This is a genomic window from Streptomyces avicenniae, from assembly GCF_000719135.1.
Classification (GTDB): Bacteria; Actinomycetota; Actinomycetes; order Streptomycetales; family Streptomycetaceae; genus Streptomyces; species Streptomyces avicenniae.
In genome coordinates, this window is record NZ_JOEK01000002.1 from 348,679 (window position 1) to 364,599 (window position 15,921).

The window sequence follows — 15,921 nt, forward strand, 5'->3', positions numbered from 1 at the left end:
GGACCGGAGGGGGCTCGCGTGACGGGACGAAGGAGGGCGCGCGGCGCCGGGGCGGCGGCGCTGGTCGCCGTGCTGGCGGCGGGCTGTGGCGGCGGAGGCGACGGCGACCTGGTGATCGAGGGCGAGGCGCCCGCCGCGCCGTACGCGGGCCCGCTGTGGGTGGAGCCGCAGGACGCGTCCCTCTTCGAGGAGGACAGCGTCGAGGCGGCGGAGGCGGACGCCGGGGCCGCCGCGCTGGCGCTGGAGTGCGACGGCGCGTTCTACCAGGGCGGCGGGGCGGAGATCTGGAGCGAGGGGGACGGCGGGGACGACCCGGAGGGCGGGCTGCGCGCGTACTTCTCCATCGAGATGCCGGGGCTGCCCGAGTACGGCTACCGCGTGGAGCGGGAGGAGGACGGCCGGGTGCTGTACTCCTTCGACGTCGGGGGTGAGACCAAGATCGCGGTGATCGTCGCCGAGGACGGCCAGGACCGCCCCGGCTGGGGCCCGGAGACCAGCGCCGCGTGCGACCCGGCCGAGCTGCCCGACCCCTGGACGGACGATCAGTGGTACGAGGTGTGGACGGACGCGGACGGCGACCGCGTGCCCATAGCCGAGGTGAACAGCAGCGAGGGCTCGGAGCACTGCGGCTGGCAGCGGGCCGACTTCATCGAGATGGGCCGCGACCCGGACCGCTCGCTCTACGCGCGGGACCCGCAGGGCGTGCTGCCCGGCGAGATGCTGACCGCCCCCTACGACGGGGACGTGGAGATGCCCGCCGACGCGCGCCACACCGGGTACCGGCTGGGCGACCGGGAGCTGTCGCTGGCGGCCGACGGCGCCACCGCCTACGTCCGCACGCCGGACGGCGTCGAGGCGTGGCCCTTGGTCCGGCCGGGCATGGGCTGTGCCTGACCTCACGCTTTATCCGCTGAAGGTTTGTCAGTGCCTCCGACTAGGCTCGTCCGTATGTCCGAGGCACCTGATTCGACCGTGACGCCACGCTCCGCCGCCGATCTCAACGACGAGATACGTGCGCTGTGGACGCGGATGGCCGGGCGCCCGGCGGACGAGCAGCGCCGGGAGTACGAGCGGCTGCTCGGCGAGTGGGTCACCGCCGCGCGCACCGGGACGGACCGCTAGGGCCCGTCGCCCGGAGCCTGTCCGGGCCGTACCACAGTCGGCGGGTGCGCCCGGGTGTTCTCGGCCGCCTTCACGGCTTCCCCGGTGGCCCCCACCACGGGTGCGGGCCCCTCGGGGGCCGTGGCGGCACGCGGCCGGGCGTGACCGTCGGCCGCTGGCCTGATCACACCGGCCCCGCACGGACGATCCTCCGTGCCCCGGCGCCCGGAGAACGCGGACGGTTACCCTTCGGGACATGAACAGCCCACCCGTCTCGCCGCGTCCGGCGTACCGCCGCCTGAGCGTGGAGGAGCGTCACGGCCAGCTGATCGCGACCGCGCAGCGGCTGTTCGCGACCCACCTGCCGGAGGACGTGTCGCTGGACGACGTGGCCCGCGCCGCCGGGGTGTCCCGGCCCCTGGTCTACCGCTACTTCCCCGGCGGCAAGCAGCAGTTGTACGAGGCCGCGCTCGGCAGCGCCGCCCGGGACCTGGAGCTGTGCTTCGTGGTCCCGGAGGAGGGGCCGCTGAGCGAACGGCTCGCCCGCGCCCTGGACCGCTACCTGGCCTTCGTGGACTCCCACGGCGAGGGGTTCACCGCCCTGCTGAAGGGCGGCAGCGTGGTCGAGACGTCACGGACGAGCGCGATCGTGGACGGCGTGCGCCGGGCGGCGGCCGGGCAGGTGCTGATCCACATGCGCGTGACGGCGCCGGGGCCCGACCTGCACATGACACTGCGGACGTGGATCACGGCGGTCGAGGCGGCGTCGCTCATCTGGCTGGACGAGGACAAGCAGCGCGCCGCCGAGGACCTGCGGGACTGGCTCGTGGACCACTTCGTGGCGCTGCTGATGGTGACGGCGGGCCGCGACGAGGAGACGGCGCGGGTCCTGCGCGCCGCCGCCAGGATCGAACCGGGAGGCGGCCGGGTGGAGGCGCTCGTCGGACGGACCCTCGCCGCCCTGAGCCCGCCGGAGGAGCAGGACTGATGCGCAGCGAACGGACCCCCTTCGTCGGCGGCCCGCTGGACGGCCGGGTGCTGCCGGTGCTGGTGGGCGCCACGGGCAAGCCGCCGAAGCGGTACGAGGTCCCGGTGCCTGGCGAGGACGGGGCGCCGCCCGAGGTGTACGCGTACCGGCTCGAACCGGCCGGGCACACCAGGCGGTTGCGCCTGCCGCGCGGCTGGGTCTACGTGTACGAGGACCCGGCGGCCCCGCAGGACCCGGCCGGACCTGGCGACGCGGACGGCCTCACCCGTCCATGACGGGCGCGCCCGTTCGGGCAGGGTAGGTCACGCCCCGGCGCGTCCGGCCCAGCCCCACGGCGACAACCCGGCAATGTGCTGGTATGACCAGATGGCGCCGGTGGTTCTCCGTGTCCCTGGGGCTGCTCGCCCTCACCGCGCCGCCCGCCGCCCCGGCCGCCGCGGAACCGGGCGACAGCCTCCCGGCGCTGCTCACCGAACTGGGCACGCTCTACGCGGAGACCAGCCGCGCGAGCGAGGTGTACCAGGAGACGTCCCGGCGGCTGCGCGACCAGCGGGACGAGGCGCGCAGGCTGACCGAACGGCTCGCCGCGACCCGTACCGACCTCGCCGGGGCCAGGCGGCTTGCCGGGGCGCTGGCCCGCGAGCAGTACCGGCACGGCGGCGCCGAACTCCCCGCCACCCTGCGGCTGCTCTTCGGCGAGGCCCCCGGGGACCGCGCGCTGCACGACCGCACGGTGGCCCGGCGCGCCGCGCGGGCCCAGGCGTCCGAGATCGCCCGCCTCGCCGAGGGCGAACGGCGCGCCGACGAACTGGCCACCGCAGCCCGCGAGGCACTGGACGAGCAGCAGCGCCTGGCGGCGGAGGAGCGCAGGGCGCGTGACGAGATGCGCGACCGTCTCGCCGAGGTCACCCGGCTGCTCGCCACCCTGGACCCGGCGGACCTGACCGCCCCCGAGGACACCACCGCCCCGGCCACCGACCCGTCGCCCGAGAGCGCGGCACCCGACGACGCGGCGCCGGGCGACCCCGGCACCCGCGCCCCGACCCCGGCCGGGGCCCGCGCGCTGGCGTACGTCCTCGACCTGGTCGGCACCCCGCACGACCCCGCCGCCCTCGTCACCGAGGCATGGGAGCAGTCGGGCCGCACCCTGCCCGCGACCCCCGCCGGGATGTGGGCGGCGCTGCCCCGGGTGGCGCTGGGCGAACTGCGCCCCGGCGACCTGGTGATCTACGGGACGGACGCCTCGCACGCCGCCGTCTACGCGGGCGACGGCCAGGTCGTCCACGCGCCGGGCCCCGGCGAGCCCGTGACGACGGCGCCGCTGGCCGTCCGCCCGGTGCTGGGGGCCGTCACACCGGGCTGACGCCCCGCACGCGCCGCCTCAGCGGGGCCGGGGCGTGGCCTGCCGCAGCTCGGCGCGCAGCTCCGGGGTGAGGAGGTGTCCGGCGCGGCCGACGAACAGCGCCATGTGGTACGTCACGGACGCCATGTCGGCCTCGGGGTCGGTGTAGGCGCCCAGCAGCGACCCGTCGCTGATGGACATGACGAGCAGGTTGCCCGCCTCCATGGCCACCAGCGTCTGGCGGACCGGGCCGCCCTCCATGAGCTGCGCGGCGCCGTTCGTCAGGGAGCCGAGGCCCGAGACGATGGTCGCCAGGTCGGCGGTGGCGCCCAGCGGGCCCGCGACGGCGGCCGGGCGCGGCCCGCTGGTGTCGTGGGAGGACAGCAGCGGCAGCCCGTCGGCGGAGACCACCGTCACGGAGGTGACGCCTGGCACCTCCTCGACCAGCTGGGCCAGCATCCAGCGCAGATCGTGCCCGCTCTTGCTGCGGATACCGGTCAGCGGGTCGGTCTGCGGGGTGGGGATCGGTGTCGAGGTCATGACGGCGTCTCCTCTCCGGTCGGCCCGGTCTGGGGACCAACGGTCCTGGCGGCGTCGCGGTGGCCGTCCCTGGCCCCGCGCTGGAAGCCGCCCAGACGGCGGCGCAGTTCATCGGCGTCCACGGCGCGGGCGCGTCCGGTGGACTGCTCCTGCGGCTGCTGGACGGCTCCGGGCGTACGCCGGGGCAGCCCGCTCCCGGTGACGGGGTGCGGCGCGCGGGGCGTGGTGTCCTCGGCCCGCGCGTGCTCGGCGGCGTGCCGGGCGCGGGGGACGGCCGGGGTGCCCGAGGCGGGGGTGACGGGGCCAGGCGGGATCAGCCCGGCCGTGGGCACGCCGGCGGCGGGCGTCATCGGGCCGCCTGGCGTCGCGGTGGGCAGGGGGCCGGTGTCGGCCGGTGCGAGCCGCGACGGGTAGGAGACGCCGGGCCGGTCCTCGACGAGGACGGCGGGGACGGCGACCTCGGCGACCGTGCCGCCGCCGGTCCGCTGCCGCAGCCAGCTGCGCAGCCCGTGCCGGGCGGCCAGGCGGGCGACGGTGTACAGGCCCATGCCGATGCCGAACCCGCCGCCGCTGCCGTCCGCGCCCTGCGGCGGGGTGAGGGAGTCGGCGAGCCGGTGGTTCAGCTCGGCGAGCCGCGCGGCCGACAGGCCGACGCCCTCGTCCTCGACGGACAGGAGCAGTTCGCCCTGCGTCCAGCGGCCGGTCAGCCGCACGCGGGCGCCTGGCGGCGAGAACGCCGTGGCGTTGTCGAGCAGTTCGGCCAGGAGGTGGCTCAGGTCCCGCGCCGCGTAGCCGGTGATCCACACGGCGGGCGGCGGCGGGGTCGTCTCCACGACCTCGTAGCGCTCTATCTCGCTGACGGCGGCGCGGGCGACGTCGATCAGCGGCATGGGCTCGGTGAGCTGCTGGAGCGGCTGGGCACCGGCGAGCAGCAGGAGGTTCTCGCCGTGCCGCCGCATGCGGGCGGCGAGGTGGTCGAGCGAGAAGAGGACGGCGAGCTGGTCGGGGTCGGCCTCGTGCTCCTCCAACCCCTCGATGACGGCGAGCTGTTCGCCGACGAGGGCGAGGAGCCGCTGCGCGTGGTGGGCGAACATGCCGTGCACCGCGCCGTGCAGGGCGGCGAGGCGCCCGTGCAGCTCGCTCTGCTCGGACAGCAGGCGGTCGCGCTCGGCGCGCAGGCCGCCGCCTTCCTGGGCCGCGGCGACGGCGTCCTGCGCGGCCTCGGCGGCGCGCTGGTGCAGCGTCACGGCGCGGGCGTGCAGCGCGTTGACGGCGGAGACGACCTCGGCGAACTCGTCGTTGCGCCCGGTGTACTTGACGGGCTCCTGGCCGGTCGGGTCGGCGGCGACGCGGCGGCTGCCGAGCCGGACGGCGGCCAGCGGCCTGGTGAGCGACCTGGCGGTGTGGATGTTGACGCCGAGCCCGAGCCCGAGCGCGGCGGTGATGACGAGGCCGGTGACCCACAGGTCGGTGAAGTCCTCGGCGTTGAGCGCCCGCAGGTCCTCGACGCGCTCCTCCGTGAGGGAGCCGAGCAGCCCGCGCAGCGCGCCGGTGCGCGCCAGGAGCGCGTCCTGCACGGCGTCGGGGTCGAGGGCGCGGTCGGCGTCGTCCAGGTAGGGGGCGTCGGTGAGCTGGGCGAGGTACGCGGTGGCGCCGCCGTCGTCCTCGCCCTCCTCGCCGAGCGCCTCGTCCAGCGCGGCGCGGCCCGCTTCGTCGGCGGTGGCGGTGAAGTCCTCCAGGGCGGCGGCCTCCCTGACCGCCTCCCGCTGGGCCAGGCCGGTGAGTTCGCCCTGCTCGCCCTCGCCGGTGAGGGCGGCGAGGAGCAGGCCGCGGGTGGCGGACGAGGCGTGGACGGCGCGGGCGAGGTCGGGCAGGGCGTCGGCGGTCGGGTCGCTGGCGCGCTCGGGACGGGCGCGGCTGACGGAGCGCAGCAGCCCGTCGAGCCCGTCGATGACCTCGGTGTAGGCGCGGTAGGTGTCGGCGGGCGCGCTCTCGCCCGCGAGCGCCTGGTCGCGCAGGGCGTCCACGCCGTCGAGCCGGTCGCGCAGCGCCGGGTCGGCGTCGGGCCGCAGCTGGGCGACGCCCCGGTCCACGCGCCCGCGGGCGTCGTCGGGCAGGGCACCGGCGAGCACGTCGGCGTCACCGGTGGCGCCCGCGACGACGAGGGCGTCCCGTTCGTCGGCCAGGACGTGCGAGAGGGACAGGGCGTGGCCCACGAGCCGGGAGTCGTCCACGAGCCGCTGGGAGCCGGTCCAGTCCTCGTACACGCCGTAGAGCGCCGGGGCGCCCGCGCCCGCGAAGGCGAGCGCGGTCAGCAGCAGTCCGGCCTGGAGCCGGCTGCGCACCCGCACCCTGCGGCGGCGTGCCGCGTGCGTCCGGGGGCCTGACGAGGCGGAAGGGGACGGATCGGCGGGTTCGTGAGATCTCTTCCGCACCTGCGCTCGCATTCTCGTCACTTAGGCACCGAACCCTGCCAGTGCCGACGGGGCAGGGGGCGTTCTCGCCGCTCCGGCCACTCGAAGGAGTGAACAACACCGGAACTCACCGGACAAGCCGATGCGGTTCCGCCGCCGTCCGCGCCCTGGTCACCGTTTGGAATTCCGCCCCGGGTCCTGGCAAGATCCGCTTCCGGTTCGCCCATGGGTTCGCCGTCCGCGTGGTGCTGTCGCCGCGTCATCTCCGGCGGCGGCTTCCGACACCGAAGTATCCATCAGATCGCGCCCGCGGTTTCCCACACCGCATATCCCCGTAATCGCTGACAAATGCCAGCCTACGGCAGACTTGTCGGCATGCGCATCCAGTCGGTCACCGATCCCGGCAGCCCGGGACGCCCCAACGAGGACTACGCCGGGACGGCGCTGCCCGCCTCGGGGACGGGCGGGGCGCTCGTCCTCCTCGACGGCGTGACGGCCCCGCAGGGGCCCTACGGGTGCGCGCACACGGTGGCGTGGTTCGCGGCGGGCCTGGGCGGCGCGCTGCTCGAACTGGCCGGGACGCGGCCGGACATGACGCTGGCCGACTGCCTGGGGTCCGCGGTGGTCAGGACGGCGGACAGACATCGGACGACGTGTGACCTTTCTCACCCGCGCACGCCGCAGGCCACGGTGGTCTGTGCCCGCTGGGACGCCGAGCGGGTGGAGTACCTGGTGCTGTCCGACTCGGCCCTGCTGATCGAGGATCAGGGCGGCGCCGTGCGGCCGGTGCTGGACACGCGGCTGGACGACCTGCGGCCCGAGGCGCGCAGGTTGCCGCCCGAACGGCGGGCGGCGTTCGTCGAGGGGCTGCGCAACACGGAGGGCGGTTTCTTCACGGCGGCGGCCGACCCGTCCGTCGCGGCGCTGGCCCTGACCGGCTCGGTCGGCCGCGCGGGCGTGCGCCGTCTGGCGGCGCTGACCGACGGGCTCGGGCGCTGGGTGGAGACCTTCGCGTTCGGCGACTGGTCCGACCTCTTCGGCGAGTTGGTGACGGCGGGCCCGGCCGCCGCCGTGCGCCGGGTGCGGGCGGCCGAGCGGGCCGATCCCCTGCGCCAGGGTTTTCCCCGCGTGAAGGCGCACGACGACGCGTCGGTGATCCTGGCGGACCTCACCGACCTCACGGACCTCGGCGACCCCGCCGACCTCTCCGACCCGACCGGTCCCGCGGACCCGGCGGACGCGCCGGAGGACTGACCCCCGCACGCCCCGGAAGGCTTTCGGTCAGCGAGCGCGCACTTTCACGACTGAAAGTTGTCAGCAACCAAGCCGTACACGCATATCCGTTCACCAACGCCAAGGGTATGGACCAACGACACGTCCATACCCCTCTTTCGCGCCATCAGCCCCGCGCATTACCTTCACTTTTGGCATGGCCACACCATGAGCGATGCCGACGAGCCGGTCTCGTCCCCCCACAGCGAGGTCTCCGAAAGGCTTACATGCCCATGAACGGAACCGGTAAGGCCAGAACCCGCGCCGGTGCACGCCGGCGCACCGTCCCGCTCGTCCTCGGGATGGTCAGCGCGGTCCTCGCGCTGCTGCTCTCCGCCCCCGGTGTCGCCACCGCCGACGACACCCCCGCGATCGGCTCGGCCTGGATGGGCTCCACCGTCCTCGAACACGAGGGCGGCAACCGCACGTACCGCGCGCCCGACGTCTCGCCGCTCGCCACCGTCGAAGGTGTGGACGTGTCCAGCCACCAGGGCAACGTCGCCTGGTCCACGCTCTGGAACGCGGGCAACCGCTTCGCCTACGTGAAGGCCACCGAGGGCACGACGTACGAGAACCCGTACTTCGCCCAGCAGTACAACGGCTCCTACAACGTCGGCATGATCCGCGGCGCCTACCACTTCGCCCTCCCGAACGCGTCGAGCGGCGCGTCGCAGGCCAACTTCTTCGCCGGCAACGGCGGCGGATGGTCCGCCGACGGCAGGACGCTGCCCGGCGTGCTCGACATCGAGTACAACCCGTACGGCGCGACCTGCTACGGCCTGAGCCAGGCCGCGATGGTCAACTGGATACGCGACTTCCTCAACACCTACCAGGCCCGCACCGGCCGCTACGCGGTGATCTACACCACGACCAACTGGTGGCAGACCTGCACCGGCAACTACAGCGGGTTCGCGAGCAACCACCCGCTGTGGATCGCCCGTTACGCCTCCTCGCCCGGCGCGCTCCCGGCCGGATGGGGCTTCCACACCTTCTGGCAGTACACCTCCACCGGCCCGACCGTCGGCGACCACAACGTCTTCAACGGCGCGATCGACCGCCTGCGGGCCCTCGCCACCAACACCTGACCCGGCGCCGTCCCGGGCACCGCACCGACGCGGATGCCCGGGACCGTCCGCCCCACACCCGCCCGTCCACCGGATGACCGGAAACCACCGGCGGGAGCACGACCGGCGCGACGCGGGCCCACAGGCCGGGCGACGCCGACCGGGGCGGGGGCCGTGCGGGAAGATGACCGCATGGCCCCCGCTCCCCTGTTCCCCGTCCCCCCAGGCGAAGACCCGGACGACCGTCCGGTGGTCATCGACCGCAGGGAAGGCCCGTACGGCGAGGTCGTCCTGCGCCGCCACGGCGACCTGTTCCAGATCATCGCCAACGGCTGCTTCCTCATGGACACCTCGGACGGCCGCTCGGAACGCCGCCTGATCACCGCCGCGTTCGAGACACTCGACACCCACGGCGGCGGCCGGGACGCGCCCACCCTGCTCATCGGCGGGCTCGGCGTCGGGTTCTCCCTGGCAGAGGCCGCCGCGGAACCCCGCTGGGGCCGCATCGACGTCGTCGAACGCGAACCCGCCGTCATCGACTGGCACCGCGACGGCCCGCTCGGCGCCGTCACCGCCGACGCGCTCGCCGACCCCAGGACCCGCCTGCACGCCACCGACCTGCTCACGCACCTGCGCCGGAACCCGGCCACCTACGACGCGTTGTGCCTCGACATCGACAACGGCCCCGACTGGACCGTCACCGAGGACAACGACAGCCTCTACACCCCCGCGGGGCTCGCCGCCTGCCGCGCCGCCCTCACCCCGGGCGGCGTCCTCACCGTCTGGTCCGCCCAGGACTCGGCGGATTTCCCCCGGTTGCTGCGGAACGCCGGGTTCACCTGGGTAACCGCCCAAGAGGTCCCGGTCGTCCGGGGCACACCCGACGTGCTGTTTCTCGCCAGCCATCATGTCGCCAGTCCGATCACGTAGCCGGGCCTCCGCCTTCCGCTCTACGCTGCTTCTCAAGTGTTCATCAGCACATTCACCGAACCGACAGCTGCCAGGTCCGGCCGACTGGCACCGGGATGATGCCCCGGGGGCGGGACACATGACACAGACAGACACCAGGACGTCAGCGATGGACCGGAACCGTCACGAACAGCCACCCCCACCCGGCGGTCACGGCGACGCCGGACACCCCACCGTCGAGCGTGGCACCCACCACACCTCGACGGCGACCACGCCCGGCGCCCAGCGGCGCGTCCTCGTCGTCGAGGACGACCCGACGATCGTCGAGGCCATCGCCGCCCGGCTGCGCGCCGAGGGCTTCCTCGTGCAGACCGCCGCCGACGGCCCCGCCGCCGTCGAGACCGCCGCAGCCTGGCACCCCGACCTGCTCGTCCTGGACGTCATGCTCCCCGGCTTCGACGGCCTGGAGGTCTGCCGCCGCGTCCAGGCGCAGCGCCCGGTGCCCGTCCTCATGCTGACCGCCAGGGACGACGAGACGGACATGCTGGTCGGGCTCGGCGTCGGCGCCGACGACTACATGACCAAGCCGTTCTCCATGCGCGAACTCGTCGCCCGCGCACACGTCCTGCTGCGCAGGATCGAGCGCGCCGCCGTCGCCGCGACCACGCCGCGGCCCGGCAGCGTCCGGCTCGGCGACCTGGAGATCGACCGCACCCAGCGGCGCGTCCGCGCGGCGGGCAAGGACATCCACCTGACGCCCACCGAGTTCGACCTGCTCATGTGCCTGGCACGCTCCCCGCGCGCGGTCCTCACCCGCGAGCAGCTGCTGGCCGAGGTCTGGGACTGGGCCGACGCGTCCGGCACCCGCACCGTGGACAGCCATGTGAAGGCGCTGCGCCGCAAGATCGGGGCCGAGCGCATCCGTACCGTGCACGGCGTCGGCTACGCGCTGGAGACCCCGCCCGGGTTCGCCGGTGAGAGCGGTCCCGTGGCGGGCGTCGGCGAGGTCTGACCCGCGTGGCCGACCTCGTCAGGCACCCCCTCTGGCGGCGGGGACGGCACCTGCTGTGGCGGATCCTGCGCCCGTTCGACCCGATGCGCTCCGTCAAGGCGGCGCTCGGCTGGCTCGTGATCATCTCCGTGGGGATCACCACCCTGCTGATCCTCATGGCCTACCGCTCGGACATCGAGCTCCAGGTCATCGCGATGATCGCGATCATCGCGTCACTGCTGGTCACCCAGTTCGTCGCCCACAGCCTGGCCACGCCTGTGCTGGAGATGACGTCCGCCGCGCGCGCCATGGCGCGCGGGGACTACGACCGCCGCGTGCACGTCGCGCGGCGGGACGAGCTGGGCGACCTCGGGCACGCGTTCAACCGCATGGCCGCCGACCTCCAGGCGGCCGACCGGCAGCGCCGCGAGCTGATCGCCAACGTCTCCCACGAGTTGCGCACCCCCATCGCCGGGCTGCGGGCCGTGCTGGAGAACGTGGTGGACGGCGTCTCGGACGCCGACCCCGACACCATGGCGACGGCGCTGCGCCAGACGGAACGGCTCGGCCGCCTCGTCGCGCAGCTGCTCGACCTCTCGCGGCTTGAGGACGGTGTCGTGCCGCTCCAGCCGCGCGGCTTCCAGGTGGAGCCCTACCTCGCGGCCGTGCTGAACGACGCCACCGTCGCGCTGAAACGCGGGCACGCCAGGACCGACGTGAAGCTGCGCCTCGACGTCGTCCCCGGCGGCCTGCGCGCGCACGCCGACCCGGAACGGCTCGACCAGGTCGTGACGAACCTGGTGGACAACGCGGTGAAGCACAGCCCCCGCAACGGGCAGGTGACCGTACGGGCCCGGCCGGGGCAGGCGTACGGCGGGCTGGTGATCGAGGTGCAGGACGAGGGGCCAGGCATACCGCCCGAGCAGCGCGAGCTGGTCTTCGAACGCTTCGGGCGCGGCACGATCGACGGCGTCACGCCGCGTGACGGCGGGACCGGCCTCGGCCTGGCGATCGCCCGCTGGGCGGTGGATCTGCACGGCGGGACGATCGGTGTGGCCGAATCGCGCCGCGGCTGCCGGATACGGCTCACCCTTCCAGGTAACGCGAAGGCAAACAATTGACGTAAGGTCGTGGGCGGACCCCACGCCGGGACGATCCGGCGTCCGGCCGTACATCGGCCGTCCCCACCCCGTTCAGGGGTGGTGGACGGGCCGGGCCAGGCGAAAGCCGAGGCCACACGGCCGCACCGGTGGTCGCGGTCCGTCATTGCCGCGTCCGGTGATTCCCCCACAGCTTTCCTGCCGATTCTCGCCGAACCAGGCGTCGTTCCCGTCCGTTCGCACGCCGAAACCCGGCGGGCGATGTGGTGTAGGCCACGTCTGGGCGACCAGGACTGCGCCGGGGGGCTCTTGGGGCGTAGCCTTGATTTCCGCTGTCCATCACCTTGCGAAGCGGAAGAGGGCGGTTGCCGCCGTGTCGCCACAGTCTCCGAACACCTCGAACACCGACACCGAACCTGCCGGGGGAAGTCACCCCGCGTCGGGCTTCGGTGCCAACGAGTGGCTAGTCGACGAGATCTATCAGCAGTACCTCCAGGACCCGAATTCCGTCGATCGCGCCTGGTGGGACTTCTTCGCCGACTACAAGCCGGGGGGTGACGGCAGCGGCGCGGACCAGACGCCGGCGGCCCAGCCCCCGGCGGCCACGACGGCCGCCGCCCCCCAGGCCGCGTCGGCGCCCGTGAAGCCCGCCGCGCCCGCGCCCGCCGCCCCCGTGGCGGCACAGCCGGCGGCCCAGGCCCCGGCAGCCGCGCAGGCGGCTCCTGCGAAGTCCGCACCCGCGAAGCCGCTGGGCCAGCGGCCCCAGGCGCCGAAGCCGACCGCCGAGCCGCAGCGGGCCGACGGGGGCGACGAGCAGGAGGGCCCCGAGTTCGTCACGCTGCGCGGCCCCGCCGCCGCCGTGGCGAAGAACATGAACGCCTCCCGCGACCTGCCGACCGCCACCTCGGTCCGCGCCGTCCCGGTGAAGCTGCTCTTCGACAACCGCATCGTCATCAACAACCACCTGAAGCGCGCCCGTGGCGGGAAGGTGTCCTTCACGCACCTCATCGGCTACGCGATGGTGCAGGCGCTGAAGGCGATGCCCGCCCTCAACCACTCCTTCACCGAGAAGGACGGCAAGCCCACGCTGGTCAAGCCCGACCACGTCAGCCTGGGCCTCGCCATCGACCTGGTGAACAAGAACGGCGACCGCCAGCTCGTCGTGGCCGGGATCAAGAAGGCCGAGACGCTCTCGTTCTTCGAGTTCTGGCAGGCGTACGAGGACATCGTCCGCCGCGCGCGCGGCGGCAAGCTGACGATGGACGACTTCTCCGGGGTCACCGCGTCGCTGACGAACCCGGGCGGCATCGGCACCGTCCACTCGGTGCCGCGCCTGATGCCGGGCCAGGGCGTCATCCTCGGCGTCGGCGCCATGGAGTACCCGGCCGAGTTCCAGGGCACCTCGCAGGAGACCCTGAACCGCCTGGGCATCTCCAAGGTCATGACGCTGACGAGCACCTACGACCACCGCGTCATCCAGGGCGCGGCGTCGGGCGAGTTCCTGCGCCTCATCAGCCAGCTGCTGCTGGGCCAGCACGGGTTCTACGACAGCATCTTCGAGGCGCTGCGCATCCCGTACGAGCCGATCCGCTGGCACGTGGACATCGACGTCAACCACGACGACGAGGTCACCAAGGCCGCACGCGTCTTCGACCTCATCCACGCCTACCGGGTGCGCGGCCATCTGATGGCCGACACGGACCCGCTGGAGTACCGCCAGCGGCGCCACCCCGACCTCGACATCAACGAGCACGGGCTCACCCTGTGGGACCTGGAGCGCGAGTTCGCGGTCGGCGGGTTCGCGGGCCGCTCGATGCTCAAGCTGCGGGACATCCTCGGCGTGCTGCGCGACTCGTACTGCCGCACCACCGGCATCGAGTACATGCACATCCAGGACCCGAAGGAGCGCACCTGGATCCAGGAGCGCGTCGAGCGTCCGCACACGGCCCCCGAGCGTGACGAGCAGCTGCGCATCCTGCGCCGCCTCAACGCGTCCGAGGCGTTCGAGACGTTCCTCCAGACCAAGTACGTCGGCCAGAAGCGCTTCTCGCTCGAAGGCGGCGAGACCGTCATCCCGCTGCTGGACTCGGTGCTGGACGAGGCCGCGGCCGACAAGCTGGACGAGGTCGTCATCGGCATGGCGCACCGCGGCAGGCTGAACGTCCTGGCCAACGTCGTCGGCAAGTCGTACGCGCAGATCTTCCGCGAGTTCGAGGGCAACCTCGACCCGAAGTCGATGCACGGCTCGGGCGACGTGAAGTACCACCTGGGCACCGAGGGCACGTTCACCGGCCTGTCCGGCGAGCAGATCACGGTGTCGCTGACGGCCAACCCGTCGCACCTGGAGGCCGTTGACCCGGTCGTCGAGGGTGTCGCCCGCGCGCGGCAGGACATCATCGGGCGCGGCGGCGCGGACTTCACCGTCCTGCCGGTCCTGATCCACGGCGACGCGGCGTTCGCCGGGCAGGGCGTGGTCGCCGAGACGCTGAACATGTCGCAGCTGCGCGGCTACCGCACCGGCGGCACGATCCACGTCGTCATCAACAACCAGGTCGGCTACACCGCGAGCCCGGCCGCCGCCCGCTCCTCCACGTACTGCACGGACGTCGCGCGCATGATCGAGGCGCCGATCTTCCACGTGAACGGCGACGACCCCGAGGCCGTGTGCCGGGTCGCGCGGCTGGCGTTCGAGTACCGGCAGGCGTTCAACAAGGACGTCGTCATCGACCTGGTCTGCTACCGGCGCCGCGGGCACAACGAGACGGACAACCCCTCGTTCACCCAGCCGCTGATGTACGACCTGATCGACAAAAAGCGCTCGGTGCGCAAGCTGTACACCGAGTCGCTGATCGGCCGGGGCGACATCACGCTTGAGGAGGCCGAGCAGGCGCTCCAGGACTTCCAGAACCAGCTGGAGAAGGTGTTCAAGGAGGTCCGCGAGGCCACCGTGACCCCGGCTCCCGCCGAGGTGAACACGCCGCGCCCCGAGTTCCCCGTCGCCATCGAGACGGCGGTGAACGAGGAGGTCGTCAAGCGGATCGCCGAGTCGCAGGTCAACATCCCCGACCACATCACCGTGCACCCGCGGCTGCTGCCGCAGATCCAGCGGCGCGCGGCGATGGTCGAGGAGGGCACGATCGACTGGGCGATGGGCGAACTGCTCGCCGTCGGCTCGCTGCTGATGGAGGGCACCCCGGTGCGCCTCGCCGGGCAGGACTCGCGGCGCGGCACCTTCGGCCAGCGGCACTCGGTGCTCATCGACCGCAAGACGGGCGAGGACTACACGCCGCTGCTGTACCTGACGGAGGACCAGGCCAGGTTCAACGTCTACGACTCGCTGCTCAGCGAGTACGCGGCGATGGGCTTCGAGTACGGCTACTCGCTGGCGAGGCCGCAGGCGCTCGTCATGTGGGAGGCGCAGTTCGGCGACTTCGCGAACGGCGCGGCGACCGTCATCGACGAGTTCATCTCCTCGGCCGAGCAGAAGTGGGGCCAGACGTCCGGCGTCACGCTGCTGCTGCCGCACGGGTACGAGGGCCAGGGTCCTGACCACTCGTCGGCGCGCATCGAGCGTTTCCTCCAGCTGTGCGCGCAGAAGAACATGACGGTGGCGCAGCCGACGGTGCCGTCGAACTACTTCCACCTGCTGCGCTGGCAGGTGCACAACCCGCACCACAAGCCGCTGATCGTCTTCACCCCGAAGTGGCTGCTGCGCCTGAAGGCCGCCGCCTCGAAGGTGGAGGAGTTCACCACCGGCGGCTTCCGTCCGGTCATCGGCGACACGACGGTGGATCCGGCGGGCGTGCGGCGCGTGGTGCTGTGCACCGGCAAGGTGTACTACGAACTGGCGGCCGAGCGCGAGAAGCTGGGCCGCAAGGACGTGGCGCTGGTGCGCCTGGAGCGGCTCTACCCGCTCCCGGCGGACGAGGTGCGCGCCGAGCTGGCGCGGTACGCGAACGCCGAGTCCGTGGTCTGGACGCAGGAGGAGCCGGCGAACCAGGGCGCGTGGCCGTTCATCGCGCTGAACCTGGCCGAGCAGGTGGACGCGGCGGCGGGCGTGCGGCGCGTGTCCCGTCCGGCGTCGTCCTCCCCGGCCGTGGGGTCCGCGAAGCGGCACCAGGCCGAGCAGCAGGCGCTGATGGACGAGGTCTTCACCCTCTGACGCGCGGGCAGTGACGGCGAAGGGCCCCGGGGACGACG

13 protein-coding genes are annotated in these 15,921 nt (G+C 73.4%); 11 read left to right on the top strand and 2 right to left on the bottom strand.

Translation table 11 applies throughout. The features are described from left to right. The first annotated feature begins 18 nt into the window (after positions 1-18). From IF27_RS05650 to IF27_RS05665, 5 genes are all read left to right on the top strand, one after another. On the top strand, positions 19-894 hold the full coding sequence (locus tag IF27_RS05650; protein ID WP_190232822.1) for a hypothetical protein: 876 nt from the start codon (positions 19-21) through the stop codon (positions 892-894). Positions 895-948: 54 nt separating this feature from the next. Then, the gene (locus IF27_RS30865; protein ID WP_190232823.1) at positions 949-1,122 is read left to right on the top strand and encodes a hypothetical protein; all 174 of its coding nucleotides are present in this window, start codon (positions 949-951) and stop codon (positions 1,120-1,122) included. A gap of 235 nt (positions 1,123-1,357) precedes the next feature. Further along, the gene (locus IF27_RS05655) at positions 1,358-2,089 is read left to right on the top strand and encodes a TetR/AcrR family transcriptional regulator (RefSeq protein WP_052848236.1); all 732 of its coding nucleotides are present in this window, start codon (positions 1,358-1,360) and stop codon (positions 2,087-2,089) included. Then, positions 2,089-2,364 carry a hypothetical protein gene (locus IF27_RS05660; protein WP_052848237.1) on the top strand — a complete coding sequence of 92 codons (276 nt, stop codon included), beginning with the start codon at positions 2,089-2,091 and terminating at the stop codon, positions 2,362-2,364. The genes IF27_RS05655 and IF27_RS05660 overlap by 1 nt, the downstream gene beginning before the upstream one ends. A gap of 83 nt (positions 2,365-2,447) precedes the next feature. Then, complete coding sequence (locus IF27_RS05665; protein ID WP_052848238.1) at positions 2,448-3,452, top strand: C40 family peptidase; 1,005 nt, start codon at positions 2,448-2,450, stop codon at positions 3,450-3,452. Between the two features lie 18 nt (positions 3,453-3,470). Here the strand turns inward: IF27_RS05665 and IF27_RS05670 are convergent, their stop codons facing one another. Continuing rightward, positions 3,471-3,971, bottom strand: a complete 501-nt coding sequence (locus IF27_RS05670; RefSeq protein ID WP_110945570.1) for a roadblock/LC7 domain-containing protein — start codon at positions 3,969-3,971, stop codon at positions 3,471-3,473. Next, positions 3,968-6,316 (bottom strand): sensor histidine kinase, encoded by a 2,349-nt coding sequence (locus IF27_RS05675; protein WP_190232824.1) that lies wholly within the window; start codon positions 6,314-6,316, stop codon positions 3,968-3,970. Before IF27_RS05675 ends, IF27_RS05670 begins: the two co-directional genes overlap by 4 nt. 444 nt (positions 6,317-6,760) lie before the next feature. Here IF27_RS05675 and IF27_RS05680 point away from each other — a divergent pair, with 444 nt between their 5' ends. The 6 genes from IF27_RS05680 to IF27_RS05705 all read left to right on the top strand — a co-directional run bounded on the left by IF27_RS05680 (position 6,761) and on the right by IF27_RS05705 (position 15,883). After that, positions 6,761-7,639, top strand: coding sequence for a protein phosphatase 2C domain-containing protein (locus IF27_RS05680; RefSeq protein WP_110945572.1), 879 nt, complete (start codon positions 6,761-6,763; stop codon positions 7,637-7,639). Between the two features lie 245 nt (positions 7,640-7,884). Next, complete coding sequence (locus IF27_RS05685) at positions 7,885-8,742, top strand: lysozyme (RefSeq protein ID WP_052848240.1); 858 nt, start codon at positions 7,885-7,887, stop codon at positions 8,740-8,742. Positions 8,743-8,913: 171 nt separating this feature from the next. Next, a complete protein-coding gene (locus IF27_RS05690) occupies positions 8,914-9,651 on the top strand; it encodes a spermine/spermidine synthase domain-containing protein (protein WP_052848241.1) in 738 nt (245 codons plus the stop codon). Positions 9,652-9,799: 148 nt separating this feature from the next. After that, complete coding sequence (locus tag IF27_RS05695) at positions 9,800-10,642, top strand: response regulator transcription factor (protein ID WP_110945573.1); 843 nt, start codon at positions 9,800-9,802, stop codon at positions 10,640-10,642. Further along, on the top strand, positions 10,639-11,742 hold the full coding sequence (locus IF27_RS05700) for a HAMP domain-containing sensor histidine kinase (RefSeq protein WP_420821985.1): 1,104 nt from the start codon (positions 10,639-10,641) through the stop codon (positions 11,740-11,742). The genes IF27_RS05695 and IF27_RS05700 overlap by 4 nt, the downstream gene beginning before the upstream one ends. Positions 11,743-12,094: 352 nt before the next feature. Then, positions 12,095-15,883, top strand: a complete 3,789-nt coding sequence (locus IF27_RS05705) for a multifunctional oxoglutarate decarboxylase/oxoglutarate dehydrogenase thiamine pyrophosphate-binding subunit/dihydrolipoyllysine-residue succinyltransferase subunit (RefSeq protein WP_052848244.1) — start codon at positions 12,095-12,097, stop codon at positions 15,881-15,883. Positions 15,884-15,921 lie beyond the last annotated feature (38 nt).

Excerpts from the sequence above, each read along its gene's own strand:
- IF27_RS30865 (WP_190232823.1), top strand. The coding sequence starts at position 949 with ATGTCCGAGGCACCTGATTCGACCGTGACGCCACGCTCCGCCGCCGAT.
- IF27_RS05655 (WP_052848236.1), top strand. The coding sequence starts at position 1,358 with ATGAACAGCCCACCCGTCTCGCCGCGTCCGGCGTACCGCCGCCTGAGC.
- IF27_RS05660 (WP_052848237.1), top strand. The coding sequence starts at position 2,089 with ATGCGCAGCGAACGGACCCCCTTCGTCGGCGGCCCGCTGGACGGCCGG.
- IF27_RS05665 (WP_052848238.1), top strand. The coding sequence starts at position 2,448 with ATGACCAGATGGCGCCGGTGGTTCTCCGTGTCCCTGGGGCTGCTCGCC.
- IF27_RS05670 (WP_110945570.1), bottom strand. The coding sequence starts at position 3,971 with ATGACCTCGACACCGATCCCCACCCCGCAGACCGACCCGCTGACCGGT.
- IF27_RS05680 (WP_110945572.1), top strand. The coding sequence starts at position 6,761 with ATGCGCATCCAGTCGGTCACCGATCCCGGCAGCCCGGGACGCCCCAAC.
- IF27_RS05685 (WP_052848240.1), top strand. The coding sequence starts at position 7,885 with ATGCCCATGAACGGAACCGGTAAGGCCAGAACCCGCGCCGGTGCACGC.
- IF27_RS05690 (WP_052848241.1), top strand. The coding sequence starts at position 8,914 with ATGGCCCCCGCTCCCCTGTTCCCCGTCCCCCCAGGCGAAGACCCGGAC.
- IF27_RS05695 (WP_110945573.1), top strand. The coding sequence starts at position 9,800 with ATGGACCGGAACCGTCACGAACAGCCACCCCCACCCGGCGGTCACGGC.